This window comes from Pantoea sp. SGAir0215 (assembly GCF_043543215.1).
Map to the genome: position 1 here is coordinate 4,310,657 of NZ_CP028031.1, position 16,402 is coordinate 4,327,058.

The window sequence follows — 16,402 nt, forward strand, 5'->3', positions numbered from 1 at the left end:
CCACCGGGACAGATGCGCCGTTTTTTTAGAGGCGCATCCCATGAAGAAAAAAACTGCCGGCCGCAAGGCCACAACGGAACAACAGACTGACCTTTATCAGCAGGTCACCGACAAAATCATCATCGCGCTGGAAAACGGCGTGCCACCTTGGCGTCGGCCATGGCGCTCCGCGCAGAAGGTCTACGGCAGCGGATTGCCGGTCAACGCCGTCACGGGCAGGCACTACAGCGGCGTCAACGTGCCGCTGCTGTGGATGGCTGCAGAGGAGGCGGGTTACGGCGCCGATCGCTGGCTCACGTTTCAGCAGGCAAAGGTTGCCGGCGGACAGGTCAGAAAAGGCGAGCGCAGCTCAATGGCAATCATCTTTAAACCGTTTGAAAAGCAGCTCCGTGACGGCAATGACAGTCCGGTGTTCAGAGACGGCGTGCCGGTGATGGAAAAGCTGGCCATGATGAAACCCCTGCAGTTGTTCAACGTTGCGCAGTGTGAAGGGCTACCCGATAAGGTGTATGCCCCCACGATGATGCAACCGGGTACTCCCCCTGAGGGGTTCTCAACCGGACAGCAGCAACAGGTTCTGGAGATACTCAACGCAACCGGCGTGAAGTGCTCTTCTCACCGGCAGAACCGGGCGTATTACAGCCCGGGGGCAGATCGGATTGTGTTGCCTACAACTTCACAGTTTCGTTCACCTGAAGACTACTGGTCCACGCTGCTGCACGAACTGGTGCACGCGACCGGCCACCGCAGCCGCCTCGATCGTGAGGGGATAACCTCCTCATCAAGAGAGTTTGGCGATCCCGTTTACGCTTTTGAGGAACTAATAGCAGAAACCGGCAGTGCGTTTCTCTGTGCACATCTCGGCATTTTTGGTGAGGTACAGCACGAGAGCTACCTGAACGGCTGGCTCAGCGTTTTACGTAATGACAAAAAGGCGTTTTTCCGTGCCTGCCGGTTTGCCCGGGAAGCATCGGAATATCTGCTTAAGCCACTGGGTGAAACCCGAACTGAAGCAGCGTAATTAACCCCGGCGACGTCAGTCGCCGTCATCCCCCTGAGGGCATTCTCCTCTGGGAGATGCCCTCTTTTTTAAACGTAAAAGAGGAGTACAACGATGTTTTCATGGTGCAAAAACCGTCTGGAAATCACCGGTAAGTCTGCCGACATCGACGTTATGCAGTCGTGGATTGCCGGAACCGAAGTGCCGCTTTACCGCCACGCCATACGGCAGGCCATAAAGCTGTTTCTCGCCGGCTGTGCCGGCATGCTCAAACCCGTCAAGGCAACGGAATACCGTGCTTATCCGGAGCTGGTTTCATCAGGCTCCGGGGGCGGCACGTCACCCAACCAGGCGTTTCAGCATTTCCTGGAGCTGCTTGAGAAGGATGCCTGGCTTGACGGCACAACGCTCTCGCGAATGGACAAAATCTGGGTTCAGTCCGGCATAGGCGACATTAAGTGGGAGAGTATCCCTCATGCAGCCCGCCAGACCATCACCCGGCTTATGGCCGTTCACTACGCCGACTGGTTCGGCGTCGCCTCGGCGGGCGGTCAGTTTGACCCGCAGGAGCGCTGGGAGTGGCTCAGTATAAAACCGGACACAACCTGTCCGTGCGACATGCTGATGGTGATGCCGTCGCGTCTGGCCACCGAGCTCAACGGGGACAGCGGTCTGTTCAGTAGCCTCAGTACCACGTCAGAACTCTATACCCAGCTCTACGGGACGGAGTTTCCGGCGGGGCACCGGCTGGAGTGGAGTCGTGACGATATCGGGTCGCTGAAGCTGACGTTCTCGTCTCCCTGGTATCCGCCGTCGGCGGAAGTCATGGGGCAGATGTCGCAGAAGTTTGACTGTGAAATCCGTCACTACTGGCACTCCCCAGATGCCGGCACGTCGGGTTACCACTGTTTTGACCGCGGTGACCACGTCGACAGCGGCCCTTATCCGGAGGATGAAGTGCAGTATCCGGTGAGTGAAGGGGCACGTCTGTATCAGTTCAGTGAAGCAGGCGCACCTGCCACTCCGGCCGTTGCACACTACGCCGGCGTTCGCGCATGACGTTACCAACCGACAGACCGGTATCTCAGGTCTGTCAGACAATGGCCACAGCATCTGCTGTGGCCGCTTTTTCACCCGAAGGGGGAACATCGTTCCCCTTACGGGGCGTGTTCCCACTTTTTAATGAGGAAACACGCATGAGTATCCGCACCGACCATGAGAAAGAATTCATCTCCCTGTTCAACTCTATCGCCCGGGGCACCCGGCGTCTTCAGGTGTTTACCGACTTCATCAGCTGCAGCGTCATTGCACTTCAGAATGGCCTGCAGTTCTGTGAAAAACGTGAAAAGAAGTACATGGCCATCGTGGCCAGATACAAAAAAGAGGACGTTTTATCGATGGCCAGACTGCTGGCCTGTGTAGTGAACGGCCTGGAAGAAAAGATTTGTGACTTTCTCGGACGCATTTACATGCTGCTTGAGCTCGGTGACAAAGACAAAGAGCAGTATTTTACTCCGTGGAGCGTGGCGCTGTTGATGGCGCAGCTGCAGTTCAGCGCGCAACTCAGCAAGCCTGAAGAGGTGTTCAGAGACAAGCCGTTTATCACTTTTGCTGAACCGGCCTGCGGCGCAGGTGCCATGACGCTCGCATTTGCCAGCATGCTCCGGCAGGCAGGTTATTCACCTCACCGGTATCTGTGGGTGTCGGTAACCGACATCGACCCGCTGGCGGCGGGCATGGCCTATATCCAGCTGTCGCTTTGCGGTATACCCGGCGAGGTTGTTATAGGGAACGCATTATGTGACGAACGGCGACGTGTTCTGCTTACGCCGGTACATTACTTAGAGGGATGGTCAGGACGACTGCAGAAGCATGTCAAAAAGCCCGACAAGCAGAGTGAAGAGGCTGCATGACGGAAACAAACGCCAGTCTGGTAATCACCTGAGAGGCTTTTATTTACAGACAAAAGGGGGCATTAGCCCCCTGTTTCACTATTTAATAAAACGCTCCAGAAGCCACTTAAACAGCGAGCTTAAGGCAATTCTGCTGATCCAAACCAATGGAACAACCAACGGTTTTGCATTCCCGTTACGGTCAAAAAACAGATTCTTGATCATTATTTTGTTCCCATATGATCACTTTACATGGAGCCGAATCTGCCTCTACAATGACGTCGTCAACATTCAGTAGTGCAGTTCAGCCATGGATTCACTTCTGACAAAAAACACCTTCTGGTGTGCGAAAGGCTAAAGGCATTGCAGTGCTTTTGGCCTTTTTTATTTCCATTTTGAATCCTCTCATTTTCAGCCTCAGCCTACATGTTGTTACCTTCATCGCAGGTAACCACATCATATTGGCTTATTCTAGTATTTTGCTGGCGGCGGGCAACAGGAAAAAATGATGTCTGCAGGGGTTGTATTTTCTGCGGCTTTTCCTAGCCCGCGTCTTATAAGGCCGCACGTCCTGTCAACCATTCTGAGAAAATATTGCGATTTATGATCGACCGCTGTTTTTTCAAACATTCCCTATCTGTTTAAAAGTTGTTCTGTCACTTTTGTCACCGTCTCGCTATTTTTTTTCGCATTTCATAAGCATACAAAAATCATACCTGAGCTTCGTTGACTGTCGAGTAGTTACTCGATAATACTGTATATATAAACAGTAAAAACAGGAGGTGCCATGACATGCTCACTTTATACAAATACCCGCTATCCCCGATCTCGATAGCTGCACCACTTTTCCTCGAAACCTGTCAGGCAGGTTTTCCCAGCCCTGCTCAGGATTATGTTGAGCGCGAGTTAGACCTGAACGAATATTGTGTCATCCGTCCTGCAGCCACGTTTTTTGTCCGCGCCTCCGGGCAGTCTATGACAGACATTGGTCTCAACAGCGGTGATTTAATGGTGGTCGATAAGGCCGAATCTCCCCGGCACGGTGATATAGTCATTGCTGAGATAGAGGGCGAGTTTACCGTTAAACGCCTGCTGCTCCGCCCCAGACTGACGCTTCAGCCCATGAATCCTTCCTTTCCTCCCATATACCCCGATCCGGAAACGCTCCAGATTTTCGGGGTGGTTACCTCGTTTATTCATAAGACCCGGGGTGAGTGATGTTCGCCATTGTGGACGTAAACAGCTTTTATGCGAGCTGTGAAAAAGTCTTCAGACCTGATTTGCGTAACCAGGCTGTCGTCGTCCTGAGTAACAACGATGGTTGCGTCATCGCCCGTAGTGCTGAAAGTAAAAAATATGTACGAATGGGCGAACCCTGGTTTAAGATTAAAAACGAGAATTTCCCTGTTAAAATTCATGCATTTAGCTCTAACTATGCGTTATAGTAAGTTAAGTGGAATGCAACATTGATCGTATAGACTTTGAACAGCAACGCTGACCTCAGAGGTAAACGCAATGACGACTCCACTAAACAACAGTGCCATTTTACTGGCGGAACGCTGGCTGAAGCTGCTGTCCGACCTGGGGCGGGCACCCGCCACCCTGACCGCCTACCGCGCAGCCCTCTGTCATTATTTTGCGTTCTGCAGCCGGAACAGGATTGAACCTGAAAAGGTCAGGTTTGATGACATGGCTGCCTACATCCGTCCTCAGTTACCCGGTATGCCTTTCCCGGCCGCAAGCGCCACGCTCCAGCTGCGCCTGTCGGCTGTCCGTCTCTGGTACGACTTCCTGATGTATCTTGACCTGTGTAAGGTAAATCCGCTGCCCCGTTCCGGCACGCCGGGCATGCTGTGTTCCGCACGGGGGCTGGTTCCCCGTATCGTAAAGCTGCCGCGTATTCCTGACGATGCACAGTGGCAGCTTTTTCAGGCTCATGCCGCGGATTCTCCGCTTCGTGACCGGCTGATGCTGGCGTTAACCTACTGCGGTGCGCTGCGACGATCGGAAGTCACCGCGCTGAGTACTGATGACCTTGACTTTGCCCACCGCCTCATCCGCGTCCGGGCTGAAACCACCAAGAACCGTCATGAACGGATCGTCTGTTACAGTCCCGCCCTGACGCCGGTGCTGGCGGCTCATCTTTTACAGATGAAGCGGTCGGGGATGGTAAAAAGAGCCCTGTTCCGCTCTGAGTCCGATCGTAATCAGGGGGCACCGCTCTCTTACTGGAGCTGGAGCAAAACGGTACGGAAATGGGCGCTTGAGTCAGGGCTGCCCGACATTTCAACCCATACTTTCCGTCACCTGCGGTTGACGCATCTGGCCCGTGCGGGCTGGAAACTGCACGAACTTGCCACCTACGCAGGTCACCGTGATCCGCGCACCACTCAGATTTATATTCACCTTTCCGGCAGGGATCTTGCCGCCCGGATGGCAGGCGCGATTGAAACGGCAGATATCAGGATGGCGAACCTCATTTTCGGCTTGGAGGAATAAGAATGTTACCCTCGCAACTACCTGAGAATGTGTGGGCTCCCTTCGACCTCTCCGCTTACAGGCTTGATGCTTTACTGACTGAGCCTGAAAAGGCCGCACTGGCCACCTCTCACAGCCGGGGCAGGCTGCTGCGGATGAAACCTGCTCCTGAGTTTATCAGGCCGCTGAAAGACATCGCAGCAGAAAGCGGATGCAGCCGCGAGGTTGCTGACCTGATAATACTGGACCTCCTGCGTGAGATGCACCTTTCGGGTATACCGTACTGGCGATGGCCGCAGGAACGCTGGCAGACATTCAGCCGGACGGACGGAAAAGGACGGCCGCTGATGGCCGCCTTTGCATGGCATTTCGCCGGACGGTATGATCCCCTCAGCCTGCCAGACATCAGAAAACCTGCCCTGTATACCTGTGCCATTTTTGGTCAGGCTATTTACTTCCGGGAGCTTCACCGCCTGACTGAAACCCTGAAATCGCTGGGCTATGCTGCGGGTAGTCAGGTCACGCATCTGTCGGGCATACTGGCCACGCTGATGGTCATGAACAGAGATCCCCGTCTTGAAACCTTTACGCCTGAACTGCTGTGGGAAGCCCAGAACAACACAGATAGCGGGACATCCCGGTACATTGGCCGGATTTCACACGGCCTTGCTGCGCTGGGCATCTTCAGCGCCCCGATGAGGATGCGTAATTATACCCGATGGTATGAAAAACCCGTAGACGGGATCGATCCGGCCTGGGTCAGGTGGTGCCGGCGCTGGCGGGAAACGTCTGTGCTGAGGCCTCGCACCCGTGAAGGCCAGTACAGCTTTATACTGCGCTGCGGCCTCTGGCTGGCAAAGGCGCATCCGGAGGTGCGTGAACCGTCAGACTGGAGCATGGAAATCTGCGCCAGCTTTATCGCTGCGGTCGGCCGAATGAACGTGGATGAGCTACAGTTGGGCACGGAAAGGGGCACCCGAAAATCGGTGCGATCCGGTGAGCCTATGATGCCGCATTCAAGGGCGCATTTTATCTACTCACTGCGCCGTTTTATGGTCGACTACGAAAACTGGGGCTGGGGTCGCCTGCGCTTCAGCCCTGCCCGTCATCTTTCCACACCGGATACCACCCTGTTTCGGCGCGACGTCAATCCCCGTGTTATCGACGATCCGGTCTGGCTCAAGCTCATCTGGGCCAGCCTCAATCTGCGTCAGGAAGACCTGCTTACTGAAATACATTATCCGCTGGCCATGCTGCAGGCGATGGCCGTCATCTGGACCCATGCGGGGCTGAGGAAAAATGAGCTGCTCCGCCTGACTACCGGTTGCATCGCGCCGCAGGCAGATGAAATAACGAAAGATGACGGCAGCGTCATCCCGGCCGGAACCCTTTGTTACCTTCATGTCCCCGCCGGAAAAACATCAAAAGCCTTTGTTAAACCCGTGGCGACAGTGGTAAAAAAATATCTCGACATCTGGCTGGCCGAACGCCCGGCAGAACAGGCCATGCTGGCTGATGAGCGGACCGGTGAGAAGGTCCGGCTGCTGTTTCAGTACCGGGGGAAGCCTGCCGGCAGCGCTATCCTCAACCGCACGGTGATACCGATGCTCTGCGCAAGAGCGGGCGTTCCTTCTGAAGACAGCGGCGGAGTGATAACCAGCCATCGGGGACGCGCCTCAGCCGTGACCGCACTGGCCAGCGTACCGCAGGGCATGTCACTGTATGAACTGATGCAGTGGGCTGGTCACTCAACGCCCCAGTCCACCATGCATTATCTCCGTATCCGCCCGACACAGCTGGCCGCCTCGTTTGTAAAAGCAGACAGAGTCGCGCACATGATCAGCGTACTGATTGATCGCGACCCTGACGCCGCCAGCCTGACCGGACCTGCAACGTATTATGATTTAGGTGATTCATACTGCACAAATCCGTTCTGGAGCAGCTGCCCGCACCGGATGGCCTGCATCGGCTGCGATTTTAACCTGCTGAAGGACAGCGCGCGCGGGCTTATTCTGGAGAGTAAAGCATCCATCCGGCGTTACCTCGAAGAGGTCCCGCTCACTCCCGATGAGAAAGCCGTACTGGAGCAGGATGCTGAAAAGGTTGAGCAGGCTCTTACAAAATTGGGCCCAAAATCCTGAGTGCTCAAATGCTTTCAATGTCCGGTCTGAGGGTGTCAGTTCAGAGTCAGTACAGACGACCGAACGTCGTATTTGATATGAATCTGATTATAGCGGGCGTTATGACGTAACTGATGGAACAGCAGATGAGAAAACAGAAGCGGTGTATGGGGTATGTGGCTGTCGTGGTCGATGACTACGATCGTGCAATTGAGTATTACACCGATAAGCTGGGCTTTACCCTGATTGAGGACACGCCGCAGCCGGGTAAGCGCTGGGTCGTGGTGACGCCGGACCCTGACAGCGACTGTGCTATTCTTCTTGCCCGCGCGTCGAACGACCGGCAGGAAGGCTTTATCGGCAACCAGTGCGGCGGACGGGTTTTTCTGTTCCTGCAGACCGATGACTTCTGGCGCGACTACAATGCTATGAAGGCAAAAGGCGTCCACTTCTGTCAGGAGCCGCGCGAGGAAGAATACGGAATGGTTGTCGTGTTTGAGGACATCTATGGCAATCGCTGGGACCTTTACCAGAACAGGCAGACCTGAAACTCTGTCACGACAGTGTCCCGGATTTAGGGGAAGCCTTACAGGCGTAAACCCTGTCGGATCAGGCCCGCAGAGAGCGCTTCTGAACAATATACTGAACTGTCTGACCTCAGTGCAGCGGTCACTGCACTGAGGTCTCCCCTGGATAGAGGCCGTACGGTCCGGGTTAACCACACAGCGTCATGATATAAAATCCGGCCGCCGTCATGGCCAGCGAACCCAGCACGTGTATCAGCACCGAGGCGGCTGCCCAGGCATAGCTGCCTGACTGCAGCAGGGCAAAAACCTCAGCTGAGAATGTGGAGAAGGTCGTCATTCCGCCACACAGCCCGGTGGTAATGAGCAGCCGCCAGGCCGGATCGAGGCCGGGATGGCGCAGAAAATACGCCAGCGCCGCCCCGATGATAAATCCACCCAGCAGGTTGACCAGCAGCGTCCCCGGCGGCAGGTCCGGAAAAAGCGCGTTCAGGCGCGCGCCCAGCTGCCAGCGGATAACACACCCTAAAGCACCGCCGGTGATGACGGCAAAAAGCTGATTCACGTTCACTCCTTTTTTTTAATATTCAGAACATAACGGCACACGACCTGTGCGGCCGTATCCATTTCATATACAACCGGCACGCCGGTCGGGATGTGCAGCTGTGCCACGCTGTCGTGGGGCATGCCGTTCAGAAAGGCGGTCAGGGCGCGCAGCGTGTTGCCGTGCGCCACAATCAGAACGGTACTTCCGCAGCGCAGCTGTGGCACCACAACGTGGTGCCAGTATGGCATGACGCGACGCAGCGTCATTTCCAGGCTTTCCGTTGCAGGCAGGTCGGCCAGCGCAACGCGGCGGTAGCGCAGATCCCGACGCAGCTGCGCCGGAGCCTCCGCGTCTGCGGGCGGAATGCCGCTGAAGCTTTTGCGCCATAGCCGGACGGTCTCTTCCCCCATCATCCGGGCAGCGTCGTCCTTGTTCAGCCCCTGCAGCGCACCGTAGTGGCGCTCGTTCAGTCGCCAGCTCTTTTCCACGGGCGTCCAGCTTCGGTCAAGACGGTCCAGCACCCGCCAGACCGTGTGAACGCAGCGTGTCATCACCGAGGTGAAGACACGGTCGGGCATAAGGCCCGCTGCCCGCAGCGCGTCACCGGCCCGGTCGGCCTCCTGCCGCCCCCTGACCGTCAGCGGCACGTCCGTCCAGCCGGTAAAACGGTTTTCCCGGTTCCACTGGCTTTCGCCGTGCCGCAGGAGGATCAGCGTTGCAGGGGCCACAGGCATTCCTTCTTTGCCGGACGGGGACCGTCCGGCGGATGTGTTACGTGCGGCGCACAAACGCATGAAGCCCCGCGTAGTGCGCGTCCTCACCCAGCGCCTGCTCAATGCGCATCAGCTGGTTGTACTTTTCCACGCGTTCGCCGCGGCACGGCGCGCCGGTTTTCAGGTGTCCCGCGCGCAGGGCCACCGTCAGATCGGCAAGGAACGTGTCCGTGGTTTCCCCGCTGCGGTGAGACATGAACGCACCCCAGCCGTGCCGCTGGCAGAGAGCCACGGCGTCCAGCGTTTCGCTGAGCGAGCCTATCTGATTGAGCTTGATCAGCGCGGCGCTGGCGAGGTTTTCGTCAATGCCGCGCTGGATGTACTTCACGTTGGTTACAAACAGGTCGTCACCAACCAGCTCGGCCCTGCCCGCAAGCTGCTGGTGCAGATGCTTCCAGCCCGCCCAGTCGTCCTCGGCCAGGCCGTCTTCCAGCAGGATGACCGGAAACTGGTCCATCAGCTCGCCGTAGTATGCCGTCATTTCCGCCGCGCTCAGCGCGCTGCCCTCGGTGCGCAGATGATACTGACCGTCAGCGAAAAACTCACTTGAGGCAGGGTCCATGCAGATGCTGATGTCCTCTCCGGGCCTGTATCCCGCCTTCTCAATCGCCTGTACGATAAACGCCAGCGGGTCACGGTTCGACGACACGGCGGGCGCAAAACCGCCTTCGTCGCCCACTGCCGCTGAGAGTTTTTTGTCCAGCAGGATCTGGCGCAGCGCCTGGTAGACCTCGCTGCCCTGACGCACGGCCTCGCGCAGCGTGGGTGCCCCGTGTGGCGCTATCATGAACTCCTGGAAGTCCGCGCCCTGACCGCGGGCGTGCACGCCGCCGTTGATGATGTTCATGCACGGCACGGGCAGCAGATTCGCCTGCAGGCCCCCCAGGTAGCGCCACAGCGGCTCGTGCGAGGCCTGTGCCGCCAGCCGGGCCACCGCCAGCGATACGCCCAGAATGGCATTGGCACCCAGGCGACTCTTGTTCTCCGTGCCGTCCAGCATCAGCATGATGTTGTCCAGCTGCCGCTGCTCGCGCACGTCCAGGCCGCGCACGGCTTCGCAGATTTCCGTATTAACCGCCCTGACGGCATCCAGCACGCCTTTGCCGCCAAAACGTTGTGCGTCACCGTCGCGGCGCTCTGCGGCCTCGCGCGACCCGGTGCTGGCCCCGGAAGGCACCGAGGCGCGTGCCATCATCCCGTCCGGGGTCCGGGCCTCAACTTCAACGGTGGGGTTGCCGCGAGAGTCAAGAATTTCCCGGGCGGTCACGTTATCCAGTGTAAAGTGCATAGCGTTTCTCCCGGTTTAGTCATTCAGGTGAGTAATAAGCACATCCACCGTGAGGTGGTTGATGTATTCCGCCGAGCGGGACGTCAGCATTCCCATAAAGCGGTTGCGGTGCCCGGCAAGCACGAGGTCCACGCCCAGCTCATTGATGCACTTCTCCACGTCCTCAAAGCGGCGCATGGTCACCAGCTCCCGCGTGTCTACCGCCTCAGGCACGGAGGCCGCCAGCTCGCTCATAAACGCTTTGGCTTTCAGCACCTCTTCCGACACGACGTCGTCCATCAGGCTGTCGGACACGTAGTTCATTTCCCGGTAGTCGTCGCTGATGTGGGCCAGGGTGATTTTCATGCCGAGCGGCTGCGCCAGCGCGACCGCCCGTTTCAGCAGGAGGGTGCCGTCGTCTTTGTCGTTCACAAGTATCAGTGCGTGGGTGTAGCAGGTCATAATGAACTCCCGTTCTGGTTAAGGCGGGACTCAAGCCACGGCAGAAGCTGTTTTTTGCGGCTGAGCATGCCCGGTACGGAGCAGGAGGCCGCGTTAACGCTCTCCCGCCCGGCGAAGTAAAGCGTTGAAAACCCGGCGCGAATGTCGGTCAACATCAGCACCGTCAGCCCGGCACCCGACTGGTCCGCCAGATACGCCAGGGCAGCGAGCAGGTCGTCCATCACGGGGGCAACCTGTGTCGGTGAGCTGACCTCAATCTGGGCAATGCGCACGTCGGTGCCGGCAATGACGAAGGCCTTGAGGTCCCTGCCCAGCAGCTGCTGGGCGCTGAGGCCGCTGACGTCCGTTTTGGCGGTGAGGAGGTCACGGGCGAAGGCTCTGCGGTTTACGCCGGACAGCACGCCCAGTTCGGTCGCCGAACGGATATCGTCTTCGGTGGTGGTCGGCGAGCGAAGATTCACGGTGTCACTCAGGAGTGCGCCCAGCAGAAGCACGGCGAGCGTCGGGGGCAGCGTGCGGCGCGCTTCAGCGTCCATCAGCAGCCAGAGCAGCGTGGCGCTGCTGCCAACCGGGCGGATATGCACCTCCGGCGGCAGTTGCGTTATCAGCCCGCCCAGCCGGTGGTGGTCAGTGATGCCCACGACGTTGCTCCGGAGCAGGTCGTCAGGCCCCTGCGCCGGCTCGGTGAAATCGACCAGCCACACCCGTTCATCCTGCAGCGGAATAGCGAGCAGCGGCGGCAGCGTAAGACCGGCGGTGTCAAAGATAAAGCGGGTTTCCCGGTTAGCCTCGCCGAGACGCCATGCGCGGGCGTCCATGCCGCGCCCGGTCAGCCAGTGAGCGGTGACGACCGCCGTGCAGATGGCGTCGCTGTCAGGATTGATGTGGCCAAAAACGTGTATCAAGGGTCTCTCCCCGTAAAGGGAAGTACGCAGGCCGGGAGGAAAGTAAGGACGGCCTGACGCACCTCCTGAAAATCAAGAGTCACATCAGGCGTCATCAGCTCCGGAACGGAGCGGTTGGGAAAGGTGGAACGCCATCACCCTGTACTCTGAGTATAGAGCCAGACGGAAAGCCTGTCAGTATTATTCTGCTGGCACCCTCAGCCCGCCAGCGCAGCGCGTGCTTCGCGGAGCACCCGGCGGATGTTTTCCGGCACCGCCGGGCTTGTGCAAAGTGAAAGCGGACTGGGGTGAGGCATCTTCAGCACCGTGACGCCGGGGCACTGATGACTGACCGTCCCGCGGGCCTGAGCCGCTACGGCACCGGCCAGCACCACCACGCGCAGCGCGGGCAGATACGCCAGCACGTCCTCAAGCCAGGCGCAGCCGCTGCGGATGTCCGCCGCTGAGGGCCGTTTCTGCGGCCCGTCGCTGACCCAGGGCACCGTATTCCACAGCACGCTGTCCCGGCGCGCAATACCGGCTTCCGCCAGAAACCGCCCCAGGTTCTGCTGGGCCGGCCCCGGGTTATCCCGCGACACAAACCGGGGTGACGGGCTGCTGCGCGCCGGCGACTGCAGCAGGACGAGCAGTCCGGCCCCGGTCCCGCCGTCGGCCGGATCAAACCACGGCAGCTCCACGCCGTGCTGACGCAGCCCGCTGACCCAGCGATTCAGCGCAGCCACGTGCGGCGCGGTGACTGCCGCGAGGCGTTCCTCGCGTAAAAACGGGTCCAGCAGCGACGTGCAGGTTTCACTCACGGCTTCCGGTCCAGGCCTGCCAGACAGGGGGAAACAAACAGTTTCCCGCTCCATGCCCCGCGCACCGTCTTCACCGCGACCAGCAGCCACATGGCGGCCAGCATGACGACAAGAAGCGCACCGAAGCCTTTAAAGAACGCCAGGTCAACGAGGGTGGACAGCTTCAGCGTGGCGACCGTGTACACGCCCAGCGGGAAGGTAAAGCCCCACCATCCCAGATTGAACGGAATGCCTTCACGGAAGTATCGCACGGTTATCAGCGTGGCCAGCAGCATCCACCACAGGCCGCAGCCCCAGAAGAGAATGCCGGCAACGAACCCCACGCCCTGCGCGATATGACCGATTTCCGGCATGCCCGCCGCGGCAAACACCCCGGGCGCATCTCCGCCGATGACCAGCATCCCCAGCGAGCCGGTACCAATCGGCCCCAGTGCCAGCCAGCTTGAGGCCGCCATGCTTTCGTGTGGTAGCTTGTGCAGCGCCATACGCAGCAGCAGGATGGCGAGGATGCTCAGCGCCACCGGCACCGAGTACGCCCACAGCACGTAGCTGGTAATAATGATGCCGAGCTGCGCGTGGGGGTCGGCAATGTGCGGTGCCAGCAGGCCGCCACTGACTGCCGCAACCTCGGCGGCCACGACCGGCAGTAACCAGACGGCGGTCATCTGGTCAATGCTGTGCTGCTGCCGGGTAAACATCATGTAGGGAATACACACGCCACACAGCAGCGACATCGCCACGTCCAGCCACCACAGGGCGTGCGCTACGGGAATGACGTCAGCCCCCCACCGGGGGAGGCCAAACGCCAGCAGCCCGTTGATGATGGTGGCCATGCCCATCGGGATGGTGCCGAAGAACATGGACACCGTTGAATGGCCAAAGATGCGCTTTGCCTCACCGAAGTACATCACCCAGCGGGCCAGATACATCACGGCAAAGACGCTGAACAGGAAGATGTTAAACATCCAGAGTCCCTCGGCGACGAGGCGTAATCCCGGAACCGGCCAGGGGAACTGCGCCAGAGACAGAGACAGGATACCGGTCCCCATGGTCGCGGCGAACCAGTTAGGCGTGAACTGACGTATGGCCTCTTTCGGGCTGCTCAGCGCGCTCAGCGGGCGCGCTCCGTTATGCAGGGTAAATATTTTATCGTTCATGCCGTAATCTCCTGAGTAGACAGAAAGAGTATAGGCACGTCGGGTTAAATCTTTAAAACAGGTTATTCAGTTAAAATAAACCAGTAAAAGTGGTTAGACTCTCCCACTCCGGGAAGGACCGTCACACCGCCGGAGTGAGGGAAGGACTGAATCAGGCCTGCGGCGGGCTTTTAATCGTGGCCGTGACGCGGTTCTGTTTCAGGTCAACGACCGCAATGCTGAGGTCTTTATTCAGCACCCACGCGCGGGCACCGTCTTTGCTGAAAACGATGGCCTGACGGGGCGCATCCAGTCCGGTAACGGTGGAGACCACCTTACCGGCGGCGGTATCAATAACGGAGAGGCTGTTGTCGCCCAGGTTGCCGCTGTAAACATAGCGGTTATCCGGCGTCAGGGCGGCACCGTAAGGATCCTGCCCCACGGGAATGGTTGCCGTAATGGCGAGCTTCTGCGTGTCAACCACGGCGATGGTGTTGCTGCCGCTGTTAGCCGCGTACAGTGTGCGGCCGTCGGCGCTGACTGAAATGGCGCGCAGCTTGCTGAAGCCTGTTATCTCGCCGCGAATCTCGCCCGTTACGGCGTCAACCAGGGTAATTTTATCGCCCTTAAAGTTAGTGACGTAGACGGTTTTGCCGTCCGGGCTGATTTTTATGCCCTGACGGGGCTGGGCAAAACCCGTCACGACCGCAACGGGCCGGTTGTGCGTCAGGTCATACACCGAGAGCGTGCTGGCGGCCTCGTTATTCACATACAGGCGCTGACCGTCACGGCTGATAGCTGTGCCGAATGCCCCGGGCCCCAGCGGCAGCGAGGTCTCCACATCAAGCGTCCCGGTGCTGATTTTTCTGACCACGCCGAGGCTGCTGTCTGAAAGATATACGGCCTTCCCGTCGGGGGAGAAAAGCGCATTGCGGGGCGTGACGTATCCCTTCAGCACCTTTCTGACTTTCCCGGCAGCCAGGTCGTAGACCACCACCTCAGAGCGCTCACTGTAGGACGCCACCGCCGTTTTCTCATCGGGACTGACAGCAAGGGAATTGTTGTGGATATCGCCGTCAAACGTCCAGCGTTCCTCTGCGGCACCGGCGAGGGTGCTGATAAGAAGAAACGCCACCGCGGTCAGTCCCGGGATCCTGTATTTTTTTATCATCATTTTTCCTGCATTGGGGTGGGTAAGGGATAAGACTCATTGCCCGATTGAGGGCTTCAGAGTAAGCGTGGCAGATTAAATCCTGGCGGGCAAATCGATTTTCCGACTATGTCTTACCACCCTCAACCTTCCCCCCTGTCAGTAAGCATACTGAGGTAGTTCAAGGCTGAATAATTCCTGTTCAGAAAATAAACTTCAGAGGAATGGTAACTGATTTTTTTTGTTTAAATTGCATTCCACATAAACGCCTCGATGTCGAACAGGGTAATGAGCGTTTTAGAGGCTCTGTCACCTCGCGTGGAACAGTATTCGATTGATGAGATGTTTCTGGACGTACGCGGAATCGATTTTTGCACGGACTTCGAGACGTTTGGCCGCGAAGTCCGGCGCAGTGTGCGTGAATATACCGGCCTTACGGTCGGGGTCGGCATAGGTAAAACCAAAACGCTCGCAAAATCAGCCCAGTGGAGCAGCAAGGAGTGGCCCCAGTTTGGTGGTGTGCTGGCCATCACGTCGCACGTCCGGGCTGAGAAGATGCTGGCCCGCCAGCCCGTTGAGGAGGTCTGGGGAGTCGGCAGACGCATTGCCAAGAAACTGAATACTATGGGAATTACAACCGCACTGGAGCTCTCCCGCGCCAATCCTGCAATGATCCGTAAACACTTCAGCGTGGTACTGGAGCGAACGGTGCGCGAGCTGAACGGCGAGAGCTGTATCAGTCTGGAAGAGGCACCGCCGGCGAAGCAGCAGATCGTGTGCTCCCGTTCGTTTGGCGAAAGGGTCACCGAGTATGAACACATGAGGCAGGCAATCTGTCAGCATGCCGAACGGGCGGCCGTTAAATTGAGAGGGGAAAAGCAATACTGCAGACAGGTTTGTGCATTCATAAAAACCTCTCCTTTTTCGCCCGGGGAGACTTACTACGGTAACGTGGCTTCAGAGACGCTGATGTCGCCCAGTCAGGATTCCAGAGACATTATTGAAGCTGCGATGAGAGCACTTGATCGGGTGTGGATGAGTGGCCATCGCTATGCGAAAGCAGGCGTTATGCTGAACGATTTCACTCCTTCAGGTGTTGCGCAGCTCAATCTCTTTGACGAAGTTCAACCCAGAGCGAATAGTAAGTCTCTGATGCAGGTGATTGACCATATTAATCAGACTGGCCTAGGGAATATCTGGTTTGCCGGCCGAGGGATAGCACCAGCCTGGCAAATGAAGCGCGAGATGCTTTCACCAGCCTATACCACTCGTTGGAGTGATATACCTTTAGCTAGAATCTAATAGCTAGATAAAGTATACAATAAGTGATGCAGATAAAACTGCATCACTT

General features: G+C 57.9%; 15 protein-coding genes, 2 pseudogenes and 1 riboswitch. Of the genes and pseudogenes, 9 read left to right on the plus strand and 8 right to left on the minus strand.

Going from position 1 to position 16,402, the window contains the following annotated elements; genetic code table 11:
• Positions 1-40 precede the first annotated feature (40 nt).
• The 8 genes and pseudogenes from C1N64_RS20155 to C1N64_RS20190 all read left to right on the plus strand — a co-directional run bounded on the left by C1N64_RS20155 (position 41) and on the right by C1N64_RS20190 (position 8,038).
• On the plus strand, positions 41-1,021 hold the full coding sequence (locus C1N64_RS20155) for an ArdC family protein (protein WP_206116463.1): 981 nt from the start codon (positions 41-43) through the stop codon (positions 1,019-1,021).
• A 93-nt stretch (positions 1,022-1,114) separates the two neighbouring features.
• Entirely contained in the window at positions 1,115-2,059 is a 945-nt protein-coding gene (locus tag C1N64_RS20160; RefSeq protein WP_206116462.1) for a DUF1281 domain-containing protein, read from the plus strand.
• A gap of 137 nt (positions 2,060-2,196) precedes the next feature.
• Entirely contained in the window at positions 2,197-2,913 is a 717-nt protein-coding gene (locus C1N64_RS20165) for a DNA methyltransferase family protein (RefSeq protein WP_394515152.1), read from the plus strand.
• A 771-nt stretch (positions 2,914-3,684) separates the two neighbouring features.
• Complete coding sequence (gene umuD, locus C1N64_RS20170) at positions 3,685-4,110, plus strand: translesion error-prone DNA polymerase V autoproteolytic subunit (RefSeq protein WP_394515153.1); 426 nt, start codon at positions 3,685-3,687, stop codon at positions 4,108-4,110.
• Positions 4,110-4,334 (plus strand): annotated as a pseudogene (locus C1N64_RS20175) (DNA polymerase V subunit UmuC); the annotation flags it as partial. The gene umuD and the pseudogene C1N64_RS20175, both read left to right, overlap by 1 nt.
• Positions 4,335-4,407: 73 nt before the next feature.
• A complete protein-coding gene (locus C1N64_RS20180) occupies positions 4,408-5,391 on the plus strand; it encodes a tyrosine-type recombinase/integrase (protein WP_065647957.1) in 984 nt (327 codons plus the stop codon).
• A 2-nt stretch (positions 5,392-5,393) separates the two neighbouring features.
• Entirely contained in the window at positions 5,394-7,511 is a 2,118-nt protein-coding gene (locus C1N64_RS20185; protein ID WP_394515154.1) for a tyrosine-type recombinase/integrase, read from the plus strand.
• A 125-nt stretch (positions 7,512-7,636) separates the two neighbouring features.
• Positions 7,637-8,038 carry a VOC family protein gene (locus tag C1N64_RS20190; RefSeq protein ID WP_014606795.1) on the plus strand — a complete coding sequence of 134 codons (402 nt, stop codon included), beginning with the start codon at positions 7,637-7,639 and terminating at the stop codon, positions 8,036-8,038.
• 166 nt (positions 8,039-8,204) lie between these two features.
• On the opposite strand, the gene crcB is transcribed toward C1N64_RS20190, so the two are convergent.
• The 8 genes from crcB to C1N64_RS20230 all read right to left on the minus strand — a co-directional run bounded on the left by crcB (position 8,205) and on the right by C1N64_RS20230 (position 15,072).
• Positions 8,205-8,579 (minus strand): fluoride efflux transporter CrcB, encoded by a 375-nt coding sequence (gene crcB / locus C1N64_RS20195; RefSeq protein WP_010260804.1) that lies wholly within the window; start codon positions 8,577-8,579, stop codon positions 8,205-8,207.
• Positions 8,580-8,581: 2 nt separating this feature from the next.
• Positions 8,582-9,289: a 2,3-bisphosphoglycerate-dependent phosphoglycerate mutase gene (locus C1N64_RS20200; protein WP_028722238.1), complete on the minus strand. Its 708-nt coding sequence runs from the start codon at positions 9,287-9,289 to the stop codon at positions 8,582-8,584.
• Between the two features lie 43 nt (positions 9,290-9,332).
• A complete protein-coding gene (gene eno / locus C1N64_RS20205) occupies positions 9,333-10,622 on the minus strand; it encodes a phosphopyruvate hydratase (protein WP_014606792.1) in 1,290 nt (429 codons plus the stop codon).
• Between the two features lie 15 nt (positions 10,623-10,637).
• Positions 10,638-11,063: a universal stress protein gene (locus C1N64_RS20210; protein ID WP_014606791.1), complete on the minus strand. Its 426-nt coding sequence runs from the start codon at positions 11,061-11,063 to the stop codon at positions 10,638-10,640.
• Positions 11,060-11,968, minus strand: a complete 909-nt coding sequence (locus tag C1N64_RS20215) for a DHHA2 domain-containing protein (RefSeq protein WP_014606790.1) — start codon at positions 11,966-11,968, stop codon at positions 11,060-11,062. Before C1N64_RS20215 ends, C1N64_RS20210 begins: the two co-directional genes overlap by 4 nt.
• A gap of 78 nt (positions 11,969-12,046) precedes the next feature.
• Positions 12,047-12,116: riboswitch (Fluoride riboswitch) on the minus strand.
• 49 nt (positions 12,117-12,165) lie between these two features.
• Positions 12,166-12,765, minus strand: a complete 600-nt coding sequence (locus C1N64_RS20220) for a uracil-DNA glycosylase family protein (RefSeq protein WP_014606789.1) — start codon at positions 12,763-12,765, stop codon at positions 12,166-12,168.
• The gene (locus C1N64_RS20225) at positions 12,762-13,922 is read right to left on the minus strand and encodes a TDT family transporter (RefSeq protein ID WP_014606788.1); all 1,161 of its coding nucleotides are present in this window, start codon (positions 13,920-13,922) and stop codon (positions 12,762-12,764) included. The genes C1N64_RS20220 and C1N64_RS20225 overlap by 4 nt, the downstream gene beginning before the upstream one ends.
• A gap of 151 nt (positions 13,923-14,073) precedes the next feature.
• The gene (locus C1N64_RS20230) at positions 14,074-15,072 is read right to left on the minus strand and encodes a YncE family protein (protein ID WP_014606787.1); all 999 of its coding nucleotides are present in this window, start codon (positions 15,070-15,072) and stop codon (positions 14,074-14,076) included.
• A gap of 228 nt (positions 15,073-15,300) precedes the next feature.
• Here C1N64_RS20230 and umuC point away from each other — a divergent pair.
• Positions 15,301-16,353: pseudogene (umuC, locus tag C1N64_RS20235) on the plus strand (translesion error-prone DNA polymerase V subunit UmuC); the annotation flags it as partial.
• Positions 16,354-16,402 lie beyond the last annotated feature (49 nt).

What these genes read in the sequence shown, in the direction of transcription:
- C1N64_RS20155 (WP_206116463.1), top strand. Translation starts at nt 41, where the DNA reads ATGAAGAAAAAAACTGCCGGCCGCAAGGCCACAACGGAACAACAGACT.
- C1N64_RS20160 (WP_206116462.1), top strand. Translation starts at nt 1,115, where the DNA reads ATGTTTTCATGGTGCAAAAACCGTCTGGAAATCACCGGTAAGTCTGCC.
- C1N64_RS20165 (WP_394515152.1), top strand. Translation starts at nt 2,197, where the DNA reads ATGAGTATCCGCACCGACCATGAGAAAGAATTCATCTCCCTGTTCAAC.
- umuD (WP_394515153.1), top strand. Translation starts at nt 3,685, where the DNA reads ATGCTCACTTTATACAAATACCCGCTATCCCCGATCTCGATAGCTGCA.
- C1N64_RS20180 (WP_065647957.1), top strand. Translation starts at nt 4,408, where the DNA reads ATGACGACTCCACTAAACAACAGTGCCATTTTACTGGCGGAACGCTGG.
- C1N64_RS20185 (WP_394515154.1), top strand. Translation starts at nt 5,394, where the DNA reads ATGTTACCCTCGCAACTACCTGAGAATGTGTGGGCTCCCTTCGACCTC.
- C1N64_RS20190 (WP_014606795.1), top strand. Translation starts at nt 7,637, where the DNA reads ATGAGAAAACAGAAGCGGTGTATGGGGTATGTGGCTGTCGTGGTCGAT.
- eno (WP_014606792.1), bottom strand. Translation starts at nt 10,622, where the DNA reads ATGCACTTTACACTGGATAACGTGACCGCCCGGGAAATTCTTGACTCT.
- C1N64_RS20210 (WP_014606791.1), bottom strand. Translation starts at nt 11,063, where the DNA reads ATGACCTGCTACACCCACGCACTGATACTTGTGAACGACAAAGACGAC.
- C1N64_RS20225 (WP_014606788.1), bottom strand. Translation starts at nt 13,922, where the DNA reads ATGAACGATAAAATATTTACCCTGCATAACGGAGCGCGCCCGCTGAGC.
- C1N64_RS20230 (WP_014606787.1), bottom strand. Translation starts at nt 15,072, where the DNA reads ATGATAAAAAAATACAGGATCCCGGGACTGACCGCGGTGGCGTTTCTT.